Source organism: Salmonella sp. 32010601201800023SM (assembly GCF_017572235.1).
GTDB lineage: Bacteria > Pseudomonadota > Gammaproteobacteria > Enterobacterales > Enterobacteriaceae > Salmonella > Salmonella enterica.
Window position 1 is genome coordinate 331,844 of the sequence record NZ_JAGEQS010000002.1, and the last position, 22,991, is coordinate 354,834.

Annotated in this window: 20 protein-coding genes and 1 other RNA gene; 16 read left to right on the top strand and 5 right to left on the bottom strand. The window is 53.4% G+C overall.

The genetic code is table 11. The features are described from left to right. Positions 1-20: 20 nt before the first annotated feature. Complete coding sequence (locus J4617_RS09025; protein WP_000218564.1) at positions 21-446, bottom strand: PPC domain-containing DNA-binding protein; 426 nt, start codon at positions 444-446, stop codon at positions 21-23. Positions 447-819: 373 nt separating this feature from the next. Here J4617_RS09025 and epd point away from each other — a divergent pair, with 373 nt between their 5' ends. The 6 genes from epd (at position 820) to J4617_RS09055 (ending at position 7,001) form a co-directional block, all read left to right on the top strand. Next, complete coding sequence (gene epd, locus J4617_RS09030) at positions 820-1,866, top strand: erythrose-4-phosphate dehydrogenase (RefSeq protein ID WP_000218338.1); 1,047 nt, start codon at positions 820-822, stop codon at positions 1,864-1,866. Between the two features lie 21 nt (positions 1,867-1,887). After that, positions 1,888-3,051, top strand: a complete 1,164-nt coding sequence (gene pgk / locus J4617_RS09035; RefSeq protein ID WP_000111274.1) for a phosphoglycerate kinase — start codon at positions 1,888-1,890, stop codon at positions 3,049-3,051. 101 nt (positions 3,052-3,152) lie between these two features. Beyond that, a complete protein-coding gene (gene fbaA / locus J4617_RS09040; protein WP_000034386.1) occupies positions 3,153-4,232 on the top strand; it encodes a class II fructose-bisphosphate aldolase in 1,080 nt (359 codons plus the stop codon). A gap of 232 nt (positions 4,233-4,464) precedes the next feature. Then, on the top strand, positions 4,465-5,325 hold the full coding sequence (locus J4617_RS09045; RefSeq protein ID WP_000389833.1) for a small-conductance mechanosensitive channel MscS: 861 nt from the start codon (positions 4,465-4,467) through the stop codon (positions 5,323-5,325). Between the two features lie 200 nt (positions 5,326-5,525). Continuing rightward, entirely contained in the window at positions 5,526-6,161 is a 636-nt protein-coding gene (argO, locus tag J4617_RS09050) for an arginine exporter ArgO (protein WP_000626863.1), read from the top strand. Between the two features lie 93 nt (positions 6,162-6,254). Continuing rightward, positions 6,255-7,001, top strand: a complete 747-nt coding sequence (locus tag J4617_RS09055) for an oxidative stress defense protein (RefSeq protein WP_000669854.1) — start codon at positions 6,255-6,257, stop codon at positions 6,999-7,001. A 265-nt stretch (positions 7,002-7,266) separates the two neighbouring features. On the opposite strand, the gene argP is transcribed toward J4617_RS09055, so the two are convergent. Further along, positions 7,267-8,160 (bottom strand): DNA-binding transcriptional regulator ArgP, encoded by an 894-nt coding sequence (gene argP, locus J4617_RS09060; RefSeq protein ID WP_000828348.1) that lies wholly within the window; start codon positions 8,158-8,160, stop codon positions 7,267-7,269. Positions 8,161-8,313: 153 nt separating this feature from the next. Between argP and rpiA the strand changes: the two genes are divergently transcribed. Then, positions 8,314-8,973 (top strand): ribose-5-phosphate isomerase RpiA, encoded by a 660-nt coding sequence (gene rpiA, locus J4617_RS09065; RefSeq protein WP_000189741.1) that lies wholly within the window; start codon positions 8,314-8,316, stop codon positions 8,971-8,973. A gap of 266 nt (positions 8,974-9,239) precedes the next feature. After that, positions 9,240-10,472: a phosphoglycerate dehydrogenase gene (gene serA / locus J4617_RS09070; RefSeq protein ID WP_001151627.1), complete on the top strand. Its 1,233-nt coding sequence runs from the start codon at positions 9,240-9,242 to the stop codon at positions 10,470-10,472. 380 nt (positions 10,473-10,852) lie between these two features. Here the strand turns inward: serA and J4617_RS09075 are convergent, their stop codons facing one another. The 3 genes from J4617_RS09075 to zapA form a co-directional block, all read right to left on the bottom strand. After that, positions 10,853-11,449, bottom strand: a complete 597-nt coding sequence (locus J4617_RS09075) for a 5-formyltetrahydrofolate cyclo-ligase (RefSeq protein WP_031609764.1) — start codon at positions 11,447-11,449, stop codon at positions 10,853-10,855. Between the two features lie 20 nt (positions 11,450-11,469). After that, positions 11,470-11,653: non-coding RNA, 6S RNA (gene ssrS, locus J4617_RS09080), on the bottom strand. A gap of 41 nt (positions 11,654-11,694) precedes the next feature. Beyond that, positions 11,695-12,024, bottom strand: a complete 330-nt coding sequence (zapA, locus tag J4617_RS09085) for a cell division protein ZapA (protein ID WP_001276011.1) — start codon at positions 12,022-12,024, stop codon at positions 11,695-11,697. 166 nt (positions 12,025-12,190) lie between these two features. On the opposite strand from zapA, the gene J4617_RS09090 reads away from it, so the two are divergent. From J4617_RS09090 to J4617_RS09125, 8 genes are all read left to right on the top strand, one after another. Next, positions 12,191-12,769 carry a YecA family protein gene (locus tag J4617_RS09090; RefSeq protein WP_000027236.1) on the top strand — a complete coding sequence of 193 codons (579 nt, stop codon included), beginning with the start codon at positions 12,191-12,193 and terminating at the stop codon, positions 12,767-12,769. A 25-nt stretch (positions 12,770-12,794) separates the two neighbouring features. Continuing rightward, positions 12,795-14,111 (top strand): Xaa-Pro aminopeptidase, encoded by a 1,317-nt coding sequence (gene pepP / locus J4617_RS09095; RefSeq protein WP_000193681.1) that lies wholly within the window; start codon positions 12,795-12,797, stop codon positions 14,109-14,111. Continuing rightward, positions 14,108-15,286: a 2-octaprenyl-6-methoxyphenyl hydroxylase gene (ubiH, locus tag J4617_RS09100; RefSeq protein WP_017465469.1), complete on the top strand. Its 1,179-nt coding sequence runs from the start codon at positions 14,108-14,110 to the stop codon at positions 15,284-15,286. The genes pepP and ubiH overlap by 4 nt, the downstream gene beginning before the upstream one ends. 124 nt (positions 15,287-15,410) lie before the next feature. Further along, the gene (gene ubiI, locus J4617_RS09105; RefSeq protein ID WP_001748678.1) at positions 15,411-16,613 is read left to right on the top strand and encodes an FAD-dependent 2-octaprenylphenol hydroxylase; all 1,203 of its coding nucleotides are present in this window, start codon (positions 15,411-15,413) and stop codon (positions 16,611-16,613) included. Between the two features lie 454 nt (positions 16,614-17,067). After that, positions 17,068-18,162 (top strand): glycine cleavage system aminomethyltransferase GcvT, encoded by a 1,095-nt coding sequence (gcvT, locus tag J4617_RS09110; RefSeq protein ID WP_017465470.1) that lies wholly within the window; start codon positions 17,068-17,070, stop codon positions 18,160-18,162. A gap of 25 nt (positions 18,163-18,187) precedes the next feature. Further along, a complete protein-coding gene (gene gcvH, locus J4617_RS09115) occupies positions 18,188-18,577 on the top strand; it encodes a glycine cleavage system protein GcvH (RefSeq protein WP_001295377.1) in 390 nt (129 codons plus the stop codon). Positions 18,578-18,739: 162 nt separating this feature from the next. Beyond that, positions 18,740-21,613 carry an aminomethyl-transferring glycine dehydrogenase gene (gcvP, locus tag J4617_RS09120; RefSeq protein WP_001626633.1) on the top strand — a complete coding sequence of 958 codons (2,874 nt, stop codon included), beginning with the start codon at positions 18,740-18,742 and terminating at the stop codon, positions 21,611-21,613. Positions 21,614-22,068: 455 nt separating this feature from the next. Beyond that, positions 22,069-22,962 (top strand): transporter, encoded by an 894-nt coding sequence (locus J4617_RS09125; protein WP_000819375.1) that lies wholly within the window; start codon positions 22,069-22,071, stop codon positions 22,960-22,962. The last annotated feature ends 29 nt before the right edge of the window (positions 22,963-22,991 follow it).

Sequence of the window (22,991 nt, forward strand, 5' to 3'; positions counted from 1 at the left end):
ACCTCTTAAAGAGTCGTCAATTAACGGGAAGAAATATGCAGTTCGTCATAACCGGAAATGGCGCACGGTTGACGGCTGAACGTCAGCGCTGGCAGCTCGCCGATAACCAGTTCCAGCGTGGTACGCACGGTACACCCTGGCATCATATGGCCGCCGAGCATGGCCCCGTAGGGATCCGATACCGCGAGATGCAGATGCTCGCCGGTCAATTCAAGCGTGCCGTTTAGCGAGATAACTTCAAACGTGCCGGTGAGCGATGTGGTCGCCTCTTGCCCGGCATAACGCAGCGCAACGTCGGTCAGACTGCCGGTACACCCTGCAATCCAGGCGGCATGTAATTGGTTCTGTTGCACAAAGGCGTGTAATTGGGAAAACACTTCCTGGCCGGGAAGCAGACGAAGCGCGTAAAAGCGCGCTGTAGAGGCATTGTGGTGAGATACAGTCATCGTTACAGGACTCCGAGACTCGGACGTGGCGCTGATAATATAGACGCTGGCGACAGCGCTTTCTGATATAAATCAGTATTTGTGACGCGACGATGAAAAGATCTGACGGATGTACTGGTGATTCTTAAATATGGAATAAATTGCAGCGTAAGCGGCCATGAAATGTGATGCAGGTCAGATAACTGTCTTCTTCGACTGGACAAACATTCCTTTTATTCCCCGTTTCGCTTATTCTAGCTGAAGCGTTTCAGTTAATTAAATGTTCGACAATTAACCAATCAGTCGCAGTTTGCGACAGGTGAGGTTTTACTCGACGATGAGCTGCATTACTCTGTCAGCCTCATCTGAATCGGGATAGCCTTGCAGGAGACCTATGACCGTACGCATAGCGATTAATGGCTTTGGTCGCATCGGGCGTAACGTGGTTCGTGCTTTGTATGAATCCGGACGTCGGGCGGAAATTACCGTGGTGGCCATCAACGAGCTGGCGGATGCCGCAGGCATGGCGCATTTGTTGAAATACGATACCAGCCACGGGCGTTTTGCATGGGAGGTTCGCCACGAGCGCGAGCAGCTTTTTGTCGGTGACGATGTCATTCGTATTCTGCATGAAAGAACGCTGGCGGATCTGCCGTGGCGCGAACTGGGCGTGGATGTTGTGTTGGATTGTACGGGCGTATATGGCAACCGGGAGCATGGCGAGGCGCATATTGCCGCTGGCGCGAAGAAAGTGCTCTTTTCTCATCCGGGCAGCAACGATCTTGACGCCACCGTCGTTTTTGGCGTGAACCAGAACCAACTGCGTGCGGAACATCGTATTGTCTCAAACGCGTCCTGTACCACGAATTGCATAATTCCCGTCATTAAATTGTTGGATGATGCTTACGGCATCGAGTCTGGTACCGTCACGACGATCCACTCCGCGATGAACGATCAGCAGGTGATCGACGCGTATCACTCCGATCTACGGCGCACGCGCGCGGCCAGCCAGTCGATTATCCCGGTAGATACAAAACTGGCGGCAGGCATTACGCGTATATTCCCGCAGTTTAACGACCGTTTTGAGGCGATTGCGGTGCGCGTTCCAACCATTAATGTGACGGCGATCGATTTAAGCGTAACGGTGAAAAAACCAGTAAAAGCCAGTGAAGTCAACCAGTTGCTGCAAAAAGCAGCACAAGGTGCATTTCATGGTATAGTTGACTATACGGAATCACCGTTGGTCTCGATAGATTTTAACCACGACCCGCACAGCGCCATTGTTGATGGCACGCAAACCCGGGTCAGTGGCGCCCACCTGATCAAGACGCTGGTCTGGTGCGATAATGAATGGGGCTTTGCTAACCGGATGCTCGACACCACGTTAGCGATGGCCGCAGTTGGTTTCAGGCTCGACGCGTCAGCGTCGACAAAACTTTAAGCATCATTGAGAGGATTCACCATGTCTGTAATTAAGATGACCGATCTGGATCTGGCCGGGAAACGCGTTTTTATCCGTGCGGATCTGAACGTACCTGTTAAAGAAGGGAAAGTGACCAGCGACGCGCGTATCCGCGCTTCTCTGCCGACCATCGAACTGGCTCTGAAACAGGGCGCGAAAGTGATGGTAACTTCCCACCTGGGTCGTCCTACCGAAGGCGAGTACAACGAAGAATTCTCTCTGCTGCCGGTTGTTAACTACCTGAAAGACAAACTGTCTAACCCGGTTCGCCTGGTCAAAGATTACCTGGACGGCGTTGACGTGGCCGAAGGTGAGCTGGTGGTTCTGGAAAACGTTCGCTTTAACAAAGGCGAAAAGAAAGACGACGAAGCGCTGTCTAAAAAATACGCCGCCCTGTGTGACGTATTCGTGATGGACGCCTTTGGTACTGCGCACCGCGCGCAGGCTTCTACCCACGGTATCGGCAAATTTGCTGATGTTGCGTGCGCAGGCCCGCTGCTGGCCGCTGAACTGGATGCGCTGGGTAAAGCGCTGAAAGAACCGGCTCGTCCGATGGTGGCTATCGTTGGTGGTTCTAAAGTATCTACCAAACTGACCGTTCTGGATTCCCTGTCTAAAATCGCTGACCAGCTGATTGTCGGCGGCGGTATCGCCAACACCTTCGTTGCCGCTCAGGGCCACAGTGTCGGTAAATCCCTGTACGAAGCTGACCTGGTTGACGAAGCAAAACGTCTGCTGACCACTTGCGATATCCCGGTTCCGACCGATGTTCGCGTTGCCACCGAGTTCTCCGAAACCGCACCGGCGACTCTGAAATCCGTTAACGACGTGAAAGAAGACGAGCAGATCCTGGATATCGGCGATGCTTCCGCTCAGCAGCTGGCTGAAATCCTCAAGAATGCCAAAACCATTCTGTGGAACGGCCCGGTTGGCGTGTTTGAGTTCCCGAACTTCCGTAAAGGGACTGAAATCGTGGCGAATGCCATCGCTGATAGCGAAGCGTTTTCCATCGCTGGCGGCGGCGACACCCTGGCGGCAATCGACCTGTTCGGCATTGCTGACAAAATTTCCTACATTTCTACTGGCGGCGGCGCATTCCTCGAATTCGTGGAAGGTAAAGTTCTGCCAGCCGTAGCGATGCTCGAAGAGCGCGCTAAGAAGTAATCGTTACGGGCAGGGATTCCTGCCCGTTGATTTATCGCCGATCTGACATTCAGGGCGGCCCGTGTTTTTTCCCAAAGCCCGACGATACAGGACAACGAAACATGTCTAAAATTTTTGATTTCGTAAAACCAGGCGTGATCACTGGTGATGACGTACAGAAAGTGTTCCAGGTAGCAAAAGAAAACAATTTTGCTCTGCCGGCAGTTAACTGCGTGGGCACTGATTCCATCAACGCTGTTCTGGAAACCGCTGCAAAAGTTAAAGCGCCGGTCATCGTTCAGTTCTCCAACGGCGGCGCGTCCTTCATCGCGGGTAAAGGCGTGAAAACTGACGTACCTCAGGGCGCGGCAATCCTGGGCGCTATCTCTGGCGCGCATCACGTTCACCAGATGGCTGAACACTACGGCGTTCCGGTTATCCTGCACACTGACCACTGCGCGAAGAAACTGCTGCCGTGGATCGACGGTCTGCTGGACGCGGGTGAAAAACACTTTGCGGCTACCGGTAAACCGCTGTTCTCTTCTCACATGATTGACCTGTCTGAAGAGTCTCTGCACGAAAACATCGAAATCTGCTCCAAATACCTGGCGCGCATGTCCAAAATTGGCATGACTCTGGAAATCGAACTGGGTTGCACCGGTGGTGAAGAAGACGGCGTGGACAACAGCCACATGGACGCTTCTGCTCTGTACACCCAGCCGGAAGACGTTGATTACGCGTACACTGAACTGAGCAAAATCAGCCCGCGTTTCACCATTGCCGCTTCCTTCGGTAACGTACACGGCGTTTACAAGCCGGGTAACGTGGTTCTGACCCCGACCATTCTGCGTGATTCTCAGGACTATGTTTCTAAGAAACATAACCTGCCGCACAACAGCCTGAACTTCGTTTTCCACGGTGGTTCCGGTTCTACTGCTCAGGAAATCAAAGACTCCGTAAGCTACGGCGTAGTGAAAATGAACATCGATACCGATACCCAATGGGCAACCTGGGAAGGTGTTCTGAACTACTACAAAGAAAACGAAGCGTATCTGCAAGGTCAGCTGGGCAACCCGAAAGGCGAAGATCAGCCGAACAAGAAATACTATGACCCGCGCGTATGGCTGCGTGCTGGCCAGACTTCGATGATCGCTCGTCTGGAAAAAGCATTTAAAGAACTGAACGCGATTGACGTTCTGTAATATAGTCTGCTGATTGAAATGGCTTCCCTCGGGAAGCCATTTTTTTATCGTTATTTCCGGAGAGCGGCGTTAGTTAGCGCTTTCATCCGGCCAACTCACAGTGTACCTGCCTTTTTTGGTTTTGGGATGATGCCGAAAAATGGCATATTCCTCTGTTTTTGTTTACCTTTAAAAAGTTCTTTTCGTGAGAATGATCTCATTTGCTTGTTTTGCTATGACCAAGGAATATTGAATGGAAGATTTGAATGTTGTCGACAGCATAAATGGTGCGGGCACCTGGCTGGTACGCAACCAGGCGTTATTGCTCAGCTATGCTGTGAATATTGTTGCGGCTATCGCTATTATCATCATCGGCTTGATTGTAGCGCGCGTGATCTCCAATACGGTAAATCGTCTGATGCGTGCGCGTCATATTGATGCGACAGTAGCCGACTTTCTTTCTGCGCTGGTGCGCTATGGGGTTATCGCTTTTACGCTGATTGCGGCTCTGGGTCGCGTGGGGGTTCAAACCGCCTCGGTTATTGCCGTACTGGGCGCCGCTGGTTTAGCCGTTGGCCTGGCATTACAGGGATCGCTCTCTAACCTTGCGGCTGGGGTATTGCTGGTTATGTTCCGTCCGTTCCGCGCCGGTGAGTATGTCGATTTGGGCGGCGTTGCCGGTACGGTACTTAACGTGCAAATCTTTTCCACGACAATGCGCGCGGTAGACGGCAAAATTATTGTGATTCCGAATGGCAAAATTATCGCGGGAAATATCATCAACTATTCTCGTGAGCCGGTTCGCCGTAACGAATTCATTATTGGGGTGGCCTACGATTCGGATATCGATCAGGTGAAACAGTTGCTCACGACGATTATCGAGTCCGACGATCGTATTTTAAAAGATCGCGAAATGACGGTGCGTTTGAATGAGCTGGGCGCCTCATCGATTAATTTTGTGGTGCGTGTCTGGAGTAAAAGCAGCGACCTGCAAAATGTCTACTGGGACGTGCTGGAACGTATTAAACGTGAATTCGACGCCGCTGGTATTAGCTTCCCGTACCCGCAGATGGACGTCAATTTTAAACGCGTGAAAGATAACGCCGCGGAGTAATTTTCCTCCCGTGCTGCCTGCCGGTGCTGCGTTTATCCGCCTCCAGTATTCTCTGGTTATTGAGCGGATAAGCGTAGCCGCCATCTGTTATTCAGTCTCTTCATTAGCTTTTCTTATTAGTGATTAAAATTATCAATTTCCGCTAATAATATTCCCGCGCTATAGTCTGCCTTTAAGAAAAACAGCTCAGGGTAGTTAACGTGATATCTTATTATTTTCAAGGGTTTGCCCTTGGCGCCGCCATGATCCTTCCGCTTGGCCCGCAAAATGCGTTTGTGATGAATCAGGGAATTCGTCGCCAGTACCACCTCATGATAGCGCTGCTTTGCGCGTTAAGTGATTTAGTCCTGATTAGCGCCGGTATTTTTGGCGGCAGCGCGTTGCTGATGCAGTCGCCGTGGCTGCTGGCGCTGGTCACATGGGGCGGGGTCGCGTTCTTGTTATGGTACGGTTTTGGCGCGCTGAAAACGGCAATGAGCAGTAATCTGGAGCTGGCCAGCGCCGAGGTTATGAAGCAGGGGCGCTGGAAAATTATTGCTACGATGCTGGCGGTAACGTGGCTGAATCCGCACGTTTATCTGGATACGTTTGTCGTGTTGGGCAGTCTCGGCGGACAACTGGCTATGGAGCCAAAGCGCTGGTTCGCCCTCGGCACGATTAGCGCGTCGTTCTTATGGTTTTTTGGGTTAGCGCTACTGGCGGCCTGGCTTGCGCCTCGACTGCGTACGGCGAAAGCTCAACGCATTATCAACATTCTGGTTGGGGTGGTGATGTGGCTTATCGCCTTCCAACTGGCGCGGGAAGGCGTCGCGCATATGCACGCGCTTTTCAACTAAGCGTTGTCTGATGGACAACAGGCCGATATCCGCTAAGCTTGCCTGCATGCGCCCTGTATATCAGGGCAATGACTGCAATATGGAGGAGAGACTGTGAAGTTCAAAGTGATGGCCCTGGCGGCATTAGTGGGTTTAAGTGCAATGTCGGCGCAGGCAAGCGAATTGCCGGAAGGCCCGCACATCGTGACTTCCGGTACGGCAAGCGTCGATGCTGTGCCTGATATCGCCACCTTAGCGATTGAAGTGAACGTCGCGGCGAAGGACGCGGCGACGGCGAAGAAGCAGGCCGATGAGCGCGTGGCGCAATATCTTTCCTTCCTTGAGCAAAATCAGATTGCGAAAAAAGACATTAGCGCGGCGAATCTGCGCACGCAGCCGGATTATGATTACCAAAACGGTAAAAGCATTCTGAAAGGGTATCGCGCGGTGCGAACCGTTGAGGTGACGCTGCGTCAGTTAGATAAACTCAATTCGCTGCTGGACGGCGCGCTGAAGGCGGGTCTGAACGAGATTCGTTCGGTATCGCTGGGCGTGGCGCAACCGGACGCCTATAAAGACAAGGCCCGCAAAGCCGCCATTGATGACGCGATTCATCAGGCGCAAGCGCTGGCAGCCGGTTTTAACAGCAAATTGGGGCCGGTTTACAGCGTTCGTTACCATGTCTCTAATTATCAGCCGAGTCCGGTGGTGCGAATGATGAAAGCCGCAGATGCTGCGCCGGTATCTGCGCAGGAAACTTACGAGCAGCCGACCATTCAGTTCGACGATCAGGTCGATGTGGTATTCCAGCTTGAACCTGGAACAGGGCAGACGTCGACAACGGCCGCCAGCACGCAGTAATCTTGCCCGGCCTGGGCGCTTCCAGGCCGCGTTTTCTCCCGGTGTTCTCGTTTTTTGCTCCGTATTACGCATTGAAATGAAGATTTGCTAATACGGTGAGCGTTTTGAATCGCCTTGTCGCCAGCAAAAAATAGCCAATGGCGCGTCGTTTTTTGCCGCCTGAACGCAATGATTTTGTGATGAACTTCAAAGAAGTGACGAGGGAATAAGGGGTCATGCAGGCCGGATAAGACGTTCACGCCGCCATCCGGCATTCATAGAGAGGCTAATCCTGACGCAGCACCTTGTGCCCGTACTCCAGCAGCGCGTCGGTCACTTTGCGCATCATCCGGCTTTCCGGGGCAAAGCGGTGCCAGTAAAGCATCCGGCGCTGCAGCAAACCAGGCGTTAAGTTGATCAACTCGCCGCTTTCCAGCTCTTTCTCAATCTGCAGGTGAGGGATCATGCAACAGGTCGTGCCCTGACGCGCAAGCTGTACAAATGCTTCGGATGAATTAACGATATGGCACGGCACGCTGCCGGGCGGTAGATCGAAATTCTGTTGCAAAAAGGCCTGATGCATATCATCCAGATGGTCGAACGCGACGGCGGGCGCTTTTAGCAGCGACGACCGGGTAACGCCATTGGGGAAATAGCGCTCGGCAAACGGCCTTGACGCGACAAACAGATAGTCGAGCGCGCCCAGTTTGTCTACCAGGCAACTGGGCAGCGCCTGATGCTGGATACTCACCGCGCCCACCACCTCGCCGCGACGCAGACGTTCTTGCGTGCGCGTTTCATCTTCCACCTGTAAATTGAGACGGATAGGGGAGTCCGCCAGTACCGGCGCCAGCGCCGGAAGCAGCCAGGTCGCCAGACTGTCGGCGTTAACCGCCAGCGACAGCAGCAGCGGCGTAGAGCCGGTTTGTTCATCGCCCAGCCACTCTTCTTCCAGCAGTTCAACCTGACGCAGCAGAGCCAGTAATTTTTGCCCTTGCTCCGTGGGGCGAGGAGGAACGGTACGCACCAACAAAGGTTGTCCGAACATATTCTCAAGCTGTTTTATGCGCTGTGAGACAGCGGATTGCGTGATGCACAGCTTCTGGGCGGCGCGCTCGAATCCTCGTTCACGTATAACGGCATCCAGCGCCTGTAGTGTTCTGTAGTCCGGACGTTTCATTGTTGTGTTATGCTCCTGTTATTTTTTTCCGCACTATGACATAAATTTGCCGTCGGTACAGATGAAATCCGTAGCCTGTGTACGGACACGGAGATTTTTCCCGACAATGTTCTATAATGCGGCTGTATTTTCACACCACAGGCGAAACGATCTATGACGCAGGATGAACTGAAAAAAGCGGTAGGATGGGCGGCACTTCAGTATGTACAGCCCGGCACCATTGTGGGCGTTGGTACAGGCTCAACGGCCGCACACTTTATTGATGCGCTGGGCACAATGAAAGGCCAGATTGAAGGCGCGGTCTCCAGCTCGGACGCCTCGACTGAAAAACTCAAAGGCCTCGGTATTCACGTGTTTGATCTCAACGAAGTGGATAGCCTGGGTATCTATGTCGACGGCGCGGACGAAATCAACGGTCATATGCAGATGATCAAAGGCGGCGGCGCGGCATTAACCCGTGAGAAAATTATTGCTTCCGTGGCGGAGAAATTTATCTGTATTGCGGATGCCTCTAAACAGGTGGATATTCTTGGCAAATTCCCGTTGCCGGTCGAAGTGATTCCGATGGCGCGCAGCGCGGTCGCTCGTCAACTGGTGAAGCTGGGCGGGCGTCCGGAGTACCGTCAGAACGTGGTCACGGATAACGGCAACGTGATTCTGGATGTTTATGGTATGGAAATCCTTGATCCCATCGCGCTGGAAAACGCCATTAACGCGATTCCGGGCGTCGTGACCGTAGGGTTGTTCGCCAACCGTGGCGCCGATGTCGCACTGATCGGCACGCCGGACGGGGTGAAAACCATCGTAAAATGATCCCGCCAGGCGTATTTCCTGCCGCGTAAAAAATTCGGTCAGGGCAAATTTGGTGACATGTATCACGTTTAATCGTTTGCCCTGCCGATCCCTCCAAAGAAAAAGTTATTCCCGGTATTTTCATCTGCTATTTCCCGCTGTATGCGATTCCTTCACGACGCTGGCGCAAACGTTCATATTGCCGTGATAATTTTTTTTGATATGTTGAAGGACGGATGCAAATCCACACACAACATCAGATGGCAAAAAAAGACAGGATCGGGGAAATGGCAAAGGTATCGCTGGAGAAAGATAAAATTAAATTTCTGCTGGTTGAAGGGGTGCATCAAAAGGCGCTGGAAAGCCTTCGTGCGGCAGGTTACACCAACATTGAATATCACAAGGGCGCGCTGGACGCTGAACAGTTGAAAGCGTCCATCCGCGATGCCCACTTCATCGGTCTGCGATCCCGTACTCATCTGACAGAAGAAGTGATTAACGCCGCAGAGAAGCTGGTGGCGATTGGCTGTTTTTGCATCGGCACCAACCAGGTGGATTTAAATGCGGCGGCAAAACGCGGTATTCCGGTCTTTAACGCGCCATTCTCGAATACCCGTTCCGTGGCGGAGCTGGTGATTGGCGAGCTATTGCTGCTGCTGCGCGGCGTGCCGGAAGCGAACGCCAAAGCGCACCGCGGCGTATGGAATAAACTGGCGGCGGGATCGTTCGAAGCGCGCGGTAAAAAGCTTGGCATTATCGGTTACGGCCATATCGGAACGCAGTTGGGCATTCTGGCGGAATCGCTGGGGATGCATGTCTATTTCTATGATATTGAAAATAAACTGCCGCTCGGTAATGCAACTCAGGTGCAGCATCTGTCTGAATTGCTGAATATGAGCGATGTGGTCAGTCTGCACGTACCTGAAAACGCCTCCACCAAAAACATGATGGGCGCAAAAGAGATTGCCCTGATGAAGCCGGGTTCGCTGCTGATTAACGCCGCGCGCGGTACGGTAGTGGATATCCCGGCTTTGTGCGACGCGCTGGCGACGAAACATCTGGCGGGGGCGGCTATCGACGTTTTCCCGACGGAACCGGCCACTAATAGCGATCCGTTTACCTCTCCGCTGTGCGAATTCGATAACGTGATCCTGACGCCGCATATCGGCGGCTCGACGCAGGAGGCGCAAGAAAACATCGGTCTGGAAGTCGCAGGAAAACTGATTAAGTACTCGGATAACGGCTCGACGCTTTCCGCCGTGAACTTCCCGGAAGTGTCGCTGCCGCTGCACGGCGGTCGTCGCCTGATGCACATCCACGAAAACCGCCCGGGCGTATTGACCGCGCTTAACCAGATCTTTGCCGAGCAGGGCGTTAACATTGCCGCGCAGTATCTGCAAACCTCCGCCCGAATGGGGTATGTGGTGATTGATATAGAAGCCGATGGCGATGTGGCGGAGAAAGCGCTGCTGGCGATGAAGGCGATTCCGGGCACCATTCGCGCCCGTCTGCTGTACTAATTTCCTCTAAATGGGCAGGAGATGACCTGCCCATCCTTTCTCTGGTTTCCCTGCCTCAACATCTCTTCGTGTAACGCATACATTCTGTTTTCGAGCCTTGCCGCAATTGGTAATTAAAGGCAGCGTTGCGTGTTGTACAGCAATAAAAGGAATTTACGATAAGGGCTCAGCATAGCGCTGAAACGGGAAAGCCCCTACCGAGGCAGGGGCTCTAAAAAGGAAAGGGACGATGATGAGATACGTCATCATGCTGCTGATCCTGTTAATCATCGCTTGCCCAGCATATTAACAGTGAGTACGCAGGAGGGAGGTTCGCCTCCCTCACCCTTCACCGAGAAATTTAGGTCAAAAAAGCGACGCTGTCAATCGACAAAACACGGCTACCACTCCCAAATTTTGGACGGCGTCACCACCGCAGGCAGCGGGATATCCCACTCTTCAACTGGCAGTTTTTCTACTAACTGGCAATCATGCGCGTAGCCCACAGGTAGGATCTTATGCTGCTGCCAGTTTTGCAACGTACGGTCATAAAATCCGCCGCCCATCCCCAGGCGCTGCCCGCCTTCGTCAAACGCCACTAATGGCGTTACCAGCACATCCAGCTTTGCCAGCGGCAATACGTCGCGGACATCAAGCCGTGGCTCCTGGATCTTTAAGCGGTTGGTCACCAGCGCACTCTGCGGATGATAGTGCAGGAACAGGAGGTTGCCAGGGCTAAAGGGATGAAGAACCGGAAGGTAGACGCGCTTGCCCGCTTGCCATAGCTGTTCAATCAGCGGCTGGGTGTCGAGTTCGCCATCAAAGGAGAGAAACACGGCGACAGTGTGCGCCATCACGACGGGAGGAAAGCTGAGCATTCGGGCGGCGGCCTGTTGACCAAAGCGGCGTTGCTGATCTGGCGTCAGCGCACGGCGACGTTGCCGAATCATTCGGCGGATTTCTTGTCGGGATAAAGAGAGTTCGGGAAGTTGCGTCATGGCTGTCGCCAGTCAGAAGGGGAATCTCCGAGATGCCGCCGCAGGCTGTAACCCTTGAACCCTTGGTTCAAGGTGAATGTGTCGTCACAGTTTTAAGGCTTCTCGGACGAACCGAGCATGCTCACCAACCGCGGAGCGCCACATTCTTGTGGTATGAAATATCGGCTCAGGGGACTGGCCCGCTTGCAAACATCTCAGAGAAATTCTGTTTTCACAATCACTTTACCATAGTAAAGCGAAAAGTGTTATTCAAAGTTTTGGCCCGTTTTTTCGGTTATGCGACCTTGATCAAGCAACGCCTGTTCGATGGTCTGTTGTAGCATCCGAATACGTTGTTCCATGCTCGCCGCGTAATCGCGGGTCTTCGCTTTTTCCTGAGTTAACTCATAGCTGATATTCAATGCGGCAATGAAAACCAACTGCTCAGTATTTGTGACTCTAGTGCGAACTTTCAGATCTTGCAACCGCTGATTCAGATCGTCCGCAGCCTGATTCAACGCATCCCTTTGGTCAGGCGGGCAATTCACTCGCAGTGAACGGCCAAATATTTGGATATCGACGGGTTGTGCAGACATGCCACCTTCCTGCTGATTGACTGCGCTGCCTTCGTCTCCAGACCCAGGGTCCGCGAAGGGGCGACACTATAGCTACCCTGGTGTGAAGATACAAGCCCTTTTCTGGTTCACCAGGGTCCAAAGTGGTAGCATATCATGAATATCCTCCCTTTGATGACGAATGCTTATGTCTATACAGAACGAAATGCCTGGTTACAACGAAATGAACCGGTTTTTGAATCAACAAGGGGCCGGTCTGACCCCGGCTGAAATGCATGGTTTAATCAGCGGGATGATTTGCGGCGGCAACAACGACAGCTCATGGCAGCCGCTGTTGCACGATCTGACGAACGAAGGTCTGGCCTTCGGGCATGAGCTTGCTCAGGCGCTGCGCAAAATGCACGCGGCGACCAGCGACGCGCTGGAAGACGACGGCTTTCTTTTTCAGCTTTATCTGCCTGAAGGCGACGATGTCAGCGTATTCGATCGCGCAGATGCCTTAGCCGGGTGGGTTAACCACTTTTTGCTTGGCCTCGGCGTAACGCAGCCTAAACTTGATAAAGTCACCGGCGAAACGGGTGAAGCGATTGACGACCTGCGTAATATTGCGCAGCTTGGTTATGATGAGAGCGAAGATCAGGAAGAGCTGGAGATGTCGCTCGAAGAGATCATCGAATATGTCCGTGTTGCGGCGCTGTTATGTCATGACACTTTCACGCGCCAACAGCCGACCGCGCCGGAAGTGCGTAAACCGACGCTACACTAAGAAAAAACGAAATGGAGGCCATGTCATGACTCAGCAGGAATACCAACGCCGTCGCCAGGCATTACTGGCGCAAATGCAGCCCGGCAGCGCCGCGCTGATCTTTGCCGCGCCGGAGGCGACGCGCAGCGCAGACAGTGAATATCCGTATCGCCAGAGTAGCGACTTCTGGTATTTCACCGGTTTTAACGAACCGGAAGCCGTGCTGGTACTGATTAAGAGTGATGACACCCACAACCACAGCGTTTTGTTCAACCGCGTTCGCGACCTGACGGCGGAAATCTGGTTTGGTCGCCGTTTAGGACAGGATGCCGCGCCGGAAAAACTGGGCGTTGACCGGGCGCTGGCGTTTAGCGAAATCAACCAGCAACTCTTTCAGTTGCTTAATGGTTTGGATGTGGTGTACCACGCGCAGGGCGAATATGCGTATGCCGACGAGATTGTTCTGGCTGCGCTGGAGAAGCTGCGTAAAGGCTCCCGCCAGAATCTGACCGCGCCGGCCACCATGACTGACTGGCGACCGATCGTCCATGAGATGCGCCTGTTCAAATCGCCGGAAGAGATTGCTGTCCTGCGCCGCGCCGGGGAAATTAGCGCGCTGGCGCATATCCGCGCGATGGAAAAATGCCGTCCGGGGATGTTTGAGTATCAGCTGGAGGGGGAAATTCACCACGAATTTAATCGCCACGGCGCGCGCTATCCCTCCTATAACACCATTGTCGGCAGCGGCGAAAATGGCTGTATCCTGCATTACACTGAAAACGAAAGTGAAATGCGCGACGGCGATTTAGTGCTTATCGACGCGGGCTGTGAATATAAAGGTTACGCGGGCGACATCACGCGTACTTTCCCGGTGAACGGGAAATTCACGCCAGCTCAGCGTGAAATTTATGACATCGTTCTGGAATCGCTGGAGACCAGCCTGCGACTGTTCCGTCCTGGCACCTCTATTCAGGAGGTGACCGGCGAAGTCGTGCGCATCATGATAACCGGGCTGGTGAAGCTGGGGATTTTGCAAGGAGAGGTTGATCAACTGATTGCCGAAAATGCGCATCGTCCTTTCTTTATGCATGGCTTGAGCCACTGGCTGGGGCTGGATGTTCATGATGTCGGCGTTTATGGGCCGGATCGCTCCCGCATCCTGGAGCCGGGCATGGTGCTGACCGTAGAGCCAGGTCTCTATATCGCGCCGGATGCCGACGTGCCGGAAGCGTATCGCGGCATTGGCGTTCGAATTGAAGATGACATTGTCATTACCGAAACCGGTAATGAAAACCTGACCGCTGGCGTTGTGAAGAAGGCGGATGACATTGAAGCATTAATGGCGGCGGCGCGGCAGCAATGAGCGTCATTATCGTTGGCGGCGGCATGGCAGGCGCGACGCTGGCGCTGGCCATCTCTCAGTTCAGTCATGGGACGTTGCCGGTACACCTGATTGAAGCGAAAGCGCCTGAAGCCGACGATCATCCCGGCTTTGACGCCAGAGCGATTGCGCTGGCGGCGGGCACTTGCCAGCAACTGGCGCGAATTGGCGTCTGGCAGGCGATTTCCGATTGCGCAACGGCAATCAACACCGTACACGTCAGCGATCGCGGCCATGCCGGATTTGTGACTCTCGACGCGCAGGACTACAGTCTGGCAGCGTTGGGGCACGTTGCGGAGCTGCATGATATCGGGCTGCGTCTGTTTGCGCTCTTGCGTAAAGCGCCAGGCGTTACGCTGCACTGCCCGGAGCGCGTAGCCAGCGTGTCGCGTACCCAACAGCAGGTTAACGTCACTCTGGAAAACGGCAATGTGATAGCTGGCAGCGTGCTGGTGGCGGCTAACGGTACCCACTCCGCGCTCGCGTCAGCCTGCGGCGTTGACTGGCATCAGGAGCCTTACGAACAGTTAGCGGTGATAGCGAATGTCGCGACCGCTATCCCGCATCAGGGACGCGCCTTTGAACGTTTTACCCCCAATGGCCCGCTGGCGATGTTGCCGATGTCGCATGGCCGATGTTCGCTGGTTTGGTGTCACCCGCTCGACCAGCGCGATGAGGTGCTGAGCTGGTCCGACGCGCAGTTCTGCCATGCATTGCAGGCCGCGTTCGGCTGGCGGCTGGGGCGAATTACTCAGGCCGGTAAGCGCAGCGCGTATCCGCTTGCCCTGACTACGGCGGCGAAAGTGTTTTCTCACCGGACTGTCGTGGTCGGCAATGCGGCGCAGACGTTGCATCCTATCGCCGGACAAGGGTTTAATCTCGGTCTGCGCGATGTCATGAGCCTGGCGGAAACGCTGGTCGCGGCACAGGACGCGGGCGAGGATATTGGCGCCTGGCACGTGTTATCGCGCTATCAGCAGCGTCGTCAGGTTGACCGGGATACGACGATTGGCGTAACGAACGGTCTGGTCCATCTGTTTGCAAATCGTTGGGCGCCGCTGGTTATTGGGCGCAATATCGGTTTAATGGCGATGGAATTATTACCGCCTGCACGCGATGCGCTGGCACAGCGGACCTTAGGTTGGGTTGCGCGTTAAGCAGATCTGTAGGCCGGATAAGGCATTTATGCCGCCATCCGGCATCGTGTTCGTAAAAATACCGGATGGCAGCTTCGCCTTATCCGGCCTACGGTTTGATTGTTCCGGTTTCTAGGAGTAAATAGTGCAAAGTGTTGATGTAGCAATAGTTGGCGGAGGCATGGTGGGACTGACTGTCGCCTGCGGCTTGCAGGGGAGCGGCTTGCGCGTTGCGGTACTGGATCACGTTGTCCCCCAGCCGTTGGCGAACGATGCCCCGCCTCAGCTTCGGGTGTCGGCGATTAATGCCGCCAGCGAAAAACTGCTTACCCGTCTTGGCGTATGGTCAAACATTGTGGCGCGACGGGCAAGTTGCTACCACGGTATGGAAGTCTGGGATAAAGACAGCTTTGGCCGTATTACGTTTGATGACGCAAGCATGGGATATAGCCATCTGGGGCATATTGTTGAAAACAGCGTCATTCACTACGCATTGTGGCAAAAAGCGCAGCAAGCGGCGGATATCACCTTAATGGCGCCAGCGGAGTTACAGCAGGTTGCCTGGGGAGAGAACGACGCCTTCCTGACTTTAAAAGACGGCGCGATGTTAACCGCGCGTCTGGTGATTGCCGCGGATGGCGCCAACTCCTGGCTGCGTAACAAAGCGGATATTCCCTTAACTTTCTGGGACTACCGTCACCATGCGCTGGTAGCGACTATCCGCACCGAAGAGCCGCACGGCGCGGTTGCTCGCCAGGTGTTTCATGGTGAAGGTATTCTGGCGTTTTTGCCGTTAAGCGATCCGCATCTGTGTTCCATTGTCTGGTCGCTTTCTCCGCAGGATGCGGAGCGTATGCAACAGAGCGGCGACGAGGCGTTTAACCAGGCGTTGACTATCGCCTTCGATAATCGGCTGGGCTTATGCCGCCTGGAAAGCGAACGGCAGGTTTTTCCGCTGACGGGCCGCTATGCTCGCCAGTTTGCCGCGCATCGTCTGGCGTTAGTCGGCGATGCCGCGCACACCATCCATCCGCTGGCAGGGCAAGGCGTCAACCTCGGCTTTATGGACGCGGCCGAACTGGTGGACGATCTGCGTCGGCTTCAGCGCCAGGGCAAAGACATTGGCCAACATCTTTATCTCCGTCGTTATGAGCGTAGCCGTAAACATAGTGCGGCGATGATGCTTGCCGGGATGCAAGGTTTTCGTGACCTGTTTGCCGGCGAAAATCCGGCAAAAAAATTGCTGCGCGACATCGGACTGAAACTGGCGGATACGCTCCCCGGCGTCAAACCCCAACTGCTTCGCCAGGCAATGGGGCTAAACGACCTTCCGCAATGGCTTCGTTAAGCGTCTGACTGCACGCCAGCAAGAGTTTGAAACCCGTCACACTTTGCTTTCCCGGCTATCGCGCCGGGGGGCTTTCCTCGTTTGAAATAATCTAATTTCACCGCTTATTTCGCATTATATTTTCTAATGCCACTATTTTTTGCGAACGAGATTTTCGACATTTTTTCCACATTTAATATTAATTTATGTTGTGATAAATCGTATCAGCTTCATTTTTATGGAGGTTATTTAGCGTAATAGTGGTTTTTTGTGCTGATGGGGTTTTGGCGTTTTTTAGTCATAAGCTAATGTGATGGTAAATTCAGCCTTATGGTTTAGCGCCTGGTTCGGTGGTAAGTTCAGGAGCAAGAGAACGTTTGCGTCGGCGCAGGAAAAAGGGCGTCGATGCCAGGTTTCGTGGCGAAGATTTCCCATGAAAATGGTTGTTAGCCCCCGCTAATTCAACGAGGAAAAGATGGCCCAACAGACGCCTTTGTACGAACAACACACGCTATGCGGCGCCCGCATGGTCGATTTTCATGGCTGGATGATGCCCCTGCATTACGGCTCTCAGCTTGATGAACACCACGCTGTGCGCACCGATGCCGGGATGTTTGATGTATCGCATATGACCATTGTCGATCTTCATGGCAGCCGTACACGAGAGTTTCTACGTTATCTGCTGGCCAACGACGTCGCGAAGCTAACGAAGACGGGTAAAGCCCTCTACTCCGGTATGCTTAACGCATCGGGCGGCGTGATTGATGACCTTATCGTCTACTACTTCACTGAAGATTTCTTCCGTCTCGTTGTTAACTCCGCCACCCGCGAAAAAGACCTCTCCTGGATTACCCAACACGCTGAACCTTATGCCATCGACATTACCGTTCGTGACGACCTGTCGCTGATTGCGGTACAGGGGCCGAATGCGCAGGAAAAAGCGGCGACTCTGTTTACTGACGAACAGCGCCATGCAGTAGAAGGTATGAAGCCGTTCTTCGGCGTTCAGACGGGCGATCTGTTTATCGCCACCACCGGTTATACCGGCGAAGCGGGCTATGAAATCGCCATGCCGAATGAAAAAGCGGCGGATTTCTGGCGTGCGCTGGTGGAGGCGGGCGTGAAGCCGTGCGGTCTTGGCGCGCGCGACACGCTGCGTCTGGAAGCAGGCATGAACCTGTACGGTCAGGAGATGGATGAAGGTATCTCTCCGCTGGCGGCTAATATGGGATGGACTATCGCCTGGGAACCTGCTGACCGCGACTTTATTGGCCGTGAGGCGCTGGAGATGCAGCGTGAAAAAGGCCATGAGCAGCTTGTCGGTCTGGTGATGACCGAGAAAGGCGTATTGCGTAATGAACTGCCGGTGCGTTTTACCGATGCGCAGGGCAATCAGCAAGAAGGCATTATCACCAGCGGGACGTTTTCCCCAACGTTGGGCTACAGCATTGCGCTGGCGCGCGTTCCGGCGGGCATCGGCGAGACGGCGATTGTACAAATTCGTAACCGTGAAATGCCGGTAAAAGTGACTAAACCTGTTTTTGTGCGTAACGGCAAAGCCGTCGCGTGATTCATCCTTTTTTGGAGATTAATTGATGAGCAACGTACCCGCAGAACTGAAATACAGCAAAGAACACGAATGGCTGCGTAAAGAAGCGGATGGCACTTACACCGTTGGCATTACTGAACACGCTCAGGAGCTGTTGGGCGATATGGTTTTTGTTGATCTGCCGGAAGTCGGCGCGACCGTAAGCGCGGGCGACGACTGCGCCGTGGCGGAGTCCGTAAAAGCGGCGTCCGACATTTATGCGCCGGTAAGCGGTGAGATCGTGGCGGTAAACGATGCGCTGAGCGACTCCCCGGAGCTGGTGAACAGCGAACCGTATGCCGGTGGCTGGATCTTTAAAATCAAAGCCAGCGATGAAAGCGAACTTGAATCGCTGCTGGATGCCACTGCGTATGAAGCATTGTTAGAAGACGAATAATGTTGTGCCGGATGGCGCTAATGCTTATCCGGCCTACTCACTGCAACGCGAATTATTTTGCGTATTCGTTTTCGCACGCGTAGGCCCGGTAAGCGTCAGCGCCACCGGGCAACTGAGTTAGAGACAATCACGATTCACTGCACGTTTCAGGAACCATCGCCCATGACACAGACGTTAAGCCAGCTTGAAAACCGCGGCGCTTTCATTGAACGCCACATCGGACCGGACGCCGCGCAGCAGCAAGAGATGCTGAATGTGGTTGGCGCCGAGTCGTTAAACGCGCTGACAGGTCAGATTGTGCCGAAAGACATTCAGCTCGCGACTCCGCCGCAGGTTGGCGAGGCGGCAACCGAATATGCCGCACTGGCGGAATTAAAAGCCATCGCCGGGCGTAACAAGCGCTTCACGTCCTACATTGGCATGGGCTACACCGCCGTGCAGCTACCGCCGGTTATCCTGCGCAACATGCTGGAAAATCCAGGCTGGTACACCGCTTATACCCCGTATCAACCGGAAGTCTCTCAGGGGCGTCTGGAAGCGCTGCTCAACTTCCAACAGGTGACGCTGGACCTGACGGGGCTGGACATGGCTTCCGCCTCGCTGCTGGATGAAGCGACCGCCGCCGCCGAAGCGATGGCGATGGCAAAGCGCGTCAGCAAACTGAAAAATGCCAACCGGTTCTTTGTCGCCTCTGATGTCCATCCGCAAACTCTGGACGTCGTGCGTACTCGCGCCGAAACCTTTGGCTTTGACGTCATTGTGGATGACGCGGCGAAAGCACTGGATCACCAGGATGTGTTTGGCGTGCTGTTGCAGCAGGTTGGCTCCACGGGCGAAATTCACGATTACAGCGCGCTGATTAGCGAACTCAAAGCCCGTAAAGTGATTGTCAGCGTCGCCGCCGACTTTATGGCGCTGGTGCTGCTTACCGCGCCGGGTAAACAGGGCGCGGACATTGTTTTCGGCTCTGCGCAACGCTTCGGCGTACCGATGGGGTACGGTGGCCCGCATGCGGCGTTCTTTGCCGCCAAAGACGAATTTAAACGCTCCATGCCAGGCCGTATTATCGGCGTCTCAAAAGATGCGGCGGGCAATACCGCACTGCGCATGGCGATGCAGACTCGCGAGCAGCATATCCGCCGTGAGAAAGCGAACTCCAACATTTGTACCTCGCAGGTACTGCTGGCTAACATCGCCAGTCTGTATGCCGTTTATCATGGACCGGTTGGACTGAAACGCATTGCGAATCGTATCCACCGCCTGACCGATATTCTGGCGGCAGGTCTGCAACAGAAAGGCTTAAAGCTGCGTCATGCGCACTACTTTGACACGCTGTGTGTGGAAGTAGCTGATAAAGCTGCGGTACTGGCGCGTGCGGAAGCGGCAGAGATCAATCTGCGCAGCGATATTCATAACGCGGTGGGTATTACGCTCGATGAAACCACCACCCGTGAGAATGTGGCGCAGTTGTTCAATGTTTTGCTGGGCGACAGCCACGGTCTGAACATTGAAACACTGGATAAAGACGTGGCGCTTGATAGCCGTTCCATTCAGCAAAGTATGCTGCGTGACGATGCGATTCTGACGCATCCGGTATTTAACCGTTACCACAGCGAAACCGAGATGATGCGCTATATGCACTCGCTGGAGCGTAAAGATCTGGCGCTGAACCAGGCGATGATCCCGCTGGGTTCCTGCACCATGAAGCTGAACGCCGCCGCCGAGATGATTCCTATCACCTGGCCGGAATTCGCTGAACTGCATCCGTTCTGCCCGCCGGAACAGGCCGAAGGATATCATCAGATGATTAGCCAGCTTTCTGACTGGCTGGTGAAACTCACCGGGTACGACGCCGTCTGTATGCAGCCTAACTCCGGCGCACAGGGGGAATACGCGGGGCTGCTGGCGATTCGTCACTATCACGAAAGCCGCAACGAAGGGCATCGCGATATCTGCCTGATTCCGGCCTCTGCTCACGGCACTAACCCTGCTTCTGCACATATGGCAGGAATGCAGGTGGTGGTTGTGGCGTGTGATAAGAACGGCAACATCGACCTGGACGATCTGCGGGCAAAAGCAGAACAACATGCTGCGAACCTCTCTTGCATCATGGTGACCTATCCGTCCACCCACGGCGTGTATGAAGAAACGATCCGTGAGGTGTGTGAAGTTGTGCACCAGTTCGGCGGTCAGGTTTACCTTGACGGCGCGAACATGAACGCTCAGGTCGGCATTACCTCACCGGGCTTTATTGGCGCGGACGTTTCGCATCTTAACCTGCATAAAACTTTCTGCATTCCGCACGGCGGCGGTGGCCCAGGCATGGGACCGATCGGCGTGAAAGCGCATCTGGCACCGTTCGTACCGGGTCATAGCGTGGTGCAAATCGAAGGCATGTTAACCCGTCAGGGCGCGGTTTCTGCGGCGCCGTTCGGTAGTGCCTCTATCCTGCCAATCAGCTGGATGTACATCCGCATGATGGGCGCAGAAGGCCTGAAGCAGGCAAGCCAGGTCGCGATTCTTAACGCTAACTACATTGCCAGCCGTCTGAAAGATGCCTATCCGGTACTGTATACCGGTCGCGATGGCCGTGTGGCGCACGAATGTATTCTTGATATTCGCCCATTGAAAGAAGAAACCGGCATCAGCGAGCTGGATATTGCCAAGCGTCTGATCGACTACGGTTTCCACGCGCCAACCATGTCGTTCCCGGTGGCGGGTACGCTGATGGTTGAACCGACGGAATCTGAAGGTAAGGCCGAGCTGGATCGCTTTATCGATGCGATGCTGGCTATCCGCGCAGAGATTGACCAGGTGAAAGCCGGTGTCTGGCCGCTGGAAGATAACCCGCTGGTGAACGCGCCGCACATTCAGAGCGAACTGGTCGCCGAGTGGGCGCATCCGTACAGCCGTGAAGTTGCCGTATTCCCGGCAGGCGTGGCAGACAAATACTGGCCGACGGTGAAACGTCTGGATGATGTTTATGGCGACCGCAACCTGTTCTGCTCCTGCGTACCGATTAGCGACTACCAGTAATTTACTGATTCGACTGTTTTCTAAAGGCGCTTCGGCGCCTTTTCAGCTTGTTAATAAAGTGCGTTTTGTTTATGTCGGATGCAGTGTGAGCACCTTATTCAGGCTACAAAGTGTTACTAATTCAATATATTACAGTAAATCGTTGGCTCCTGTCAGGCAACCTGGCGTTTGTATCAGTGTATTAGCCAGAATTAAATTACCGGTTTTTTAGAGCCTAATGATTCATTGTGCATCATTTTTACCTTGCTGTTATTTAATCAAAACAACACAGTATATTTACATATAGTTACAAATAGTTTCTCTCCGGAATCGTTATTTACCTCTCAATATAGTTACAAAAATTTCCGTATATTAAATTCATCAAGCTATTAATTTAAATTATAAATTAAAAATAAGCATAAATAACGTAAATATTTATTAACTTAGCGCTTTGTTTTTTATACCTGGAGGGAATAATGAAACGATTTATATTTCTGCCATTAATGACATATTTTCTATTAATGAATGCAATGGCAGCTAACGGAGAAAATAATCCCAGTAATCTATTAGGTGCACCAGTTAATACCGCTATTTCTGGTGGTTCAGTATTGCCGGAAGGAAAGTTATTAACCGCCGTGAATAGCTCATTTCGCGATAAAGATCATCAAATCGAGGGGCACGGAAGTCCGGATGTTTACTCCCAGATATGGTTATTGAAGATTCGTTACGGTTTGACCGACAGACTGGAATTATCAACTGTGGGTTCCTATATCAATAACAAACGAGACAATCTGTCTCCTGAGCACATAGAGGGAATGGGCGACCAATCGGTGGGGGTCAATTATGCTTTAATGAGCCAGCGAAGAGGTGATCCGTTTTGGGTTACGGTAGGTGGGGCAGTATTACTACCCACCGGGCAAGATGGAGATAATCATTTGCCTGGGAATAGCGCCTGGGGAGGAAGAGTAACACTCACTTTAACAAAATTATTTACTCCTAACATTAAAGGGGATATGGGTTTTGTATATCAGGGACCATTTGAGCGCGGTAACCAGGACGTGAAACGAGGTAACGAATTCCAGTGGAATACCCAGGTGCGGTATATGTTTAGCGATTTACCGCTGGATCTTGGTCTGGAAAGTGCCTACAGCAATAATGCCTCTGGAACGAAAAAACTGTCTAATGGCAGTGTAATTAATAACCATTCTGGAACTACCGAATGGGTTGTTGGTCCGTCATTTAATATCGCCGTCGATTCACTGAAATTATGGTTTGGTGCCGGAGCCTTCTTCCCGGTAATGCAGGAAGCGAAGTCGCCAACCAAAATGGAAGATGTACGCTGGGAATTTAAAATAGGTAAGACCTGGTAAGACTCGTTCCAAGTGTTACCCGCCGACTG

Coding starts and splice junctions, on each gene's coding strand:
- J4617_RS09025 (WP_000218564.1), bottom strand. CDS start 446: ATGACTGTATCTCACCACAATGCCTCTACAGCGCGCTTTTACGCGCTT.
- epd (WP_000218338.1), top strand. CDS start 820: ATGACCGTACGCATAGCGATTAATGGCTTTGGTCGCATCGGGCGTAAC.
- pgk (WP_000111274.1), top strand. CDS start 1,888: ATGTCTGTAATTAAGATGACCGATCTGGATCTGGCCGGGAAACGCGTT.
- fbaA (WP_000034386.1), top strand. CDS start 3,153: ATGTCTAAAATTTTTGATTTCGTAAAACCAGGCGTGATCACTGGTGAT.
- J4617_RS09045 (WP_000389833.1), top strand. CDS start 4,465: ATGGAAGATTTGAATGTTGTCGACAGCATAAATGGTGCGGGCACCTGG.
- argP (WP_000828348.1), bottom strand. CDS start 8,160: ATGAAACGTCCGGACTACAGAACACTACAGGCGCTGGATGCCGTTATA.
- rpiA (WP_000189741.1), top strand. CDS start 8,314: ATGACGCAGGATGAACTGAAAAAAGCGGTAGGATGGGCGGCACTTCAG.
- serA (WP_001151627.1), top strand. CDS start 9,240: ATGGCAAAGGTATCGCTGGAGAAAGATAAAATTAAATTTCTGCTGGTT.
- J4617_RS09075 (WP_031609764.1), bottom strand. CDS start 11,449: ATGACGCAACTTCCCGAACTCTCTTTATCCCGACAAGAAATCCGCCGA.
- zapA (WP_001276011.1), bottom strand. CDS start 12,024: ATGTCTGCACAACCCGTCGATATCCAAATATTTGGCCGTTCACTGCGA.
- J4617_RS09090 (WP_000027236.1), top strand. CDS start 12,191: ATGTCTATACAGAACGAAATGCCTGGTTACAACGAAATGAACCGGTTT.
- pepP (WP_000193681.1), top strand. CDS start 12,795: ATGACTCAGCAGGAATACCAACGCCGTCGCCAGGCATTACTGGCGCAA.
- ubiH (WP_017465469.1), top strand. CDS start 14,108: ATGAGCGTCATTATCGTTGGCGGCGGCATGGCAGGCGCGACGCTGGCG.
- gcvT (WP_017465470.1), top strand. CDS start 17,068: ATGGCCCAACAGACGCCTTTGTACGAACAACACACGCTATGCGGCGCC.
- gcvH (WP_001295377.1), top strand. CDS start 18,188: ATGAGCAACGTACCCGCAGAACTGAAATACAGCAAAGAACACGAATGG.
- gcvP (WP_001626633.1), top strand. CDS start 18,740: ATGACACAGACGTTAAGCCAGCTTGAAAACCGCGGCGCTTTCATTGAA.
- J4617_RS09125 (WP_000819375.1), top strand. CDS start 22,069: ATGAAACGATTTATATTTCTGCCATTAATGACATATTTTCTATTAATG.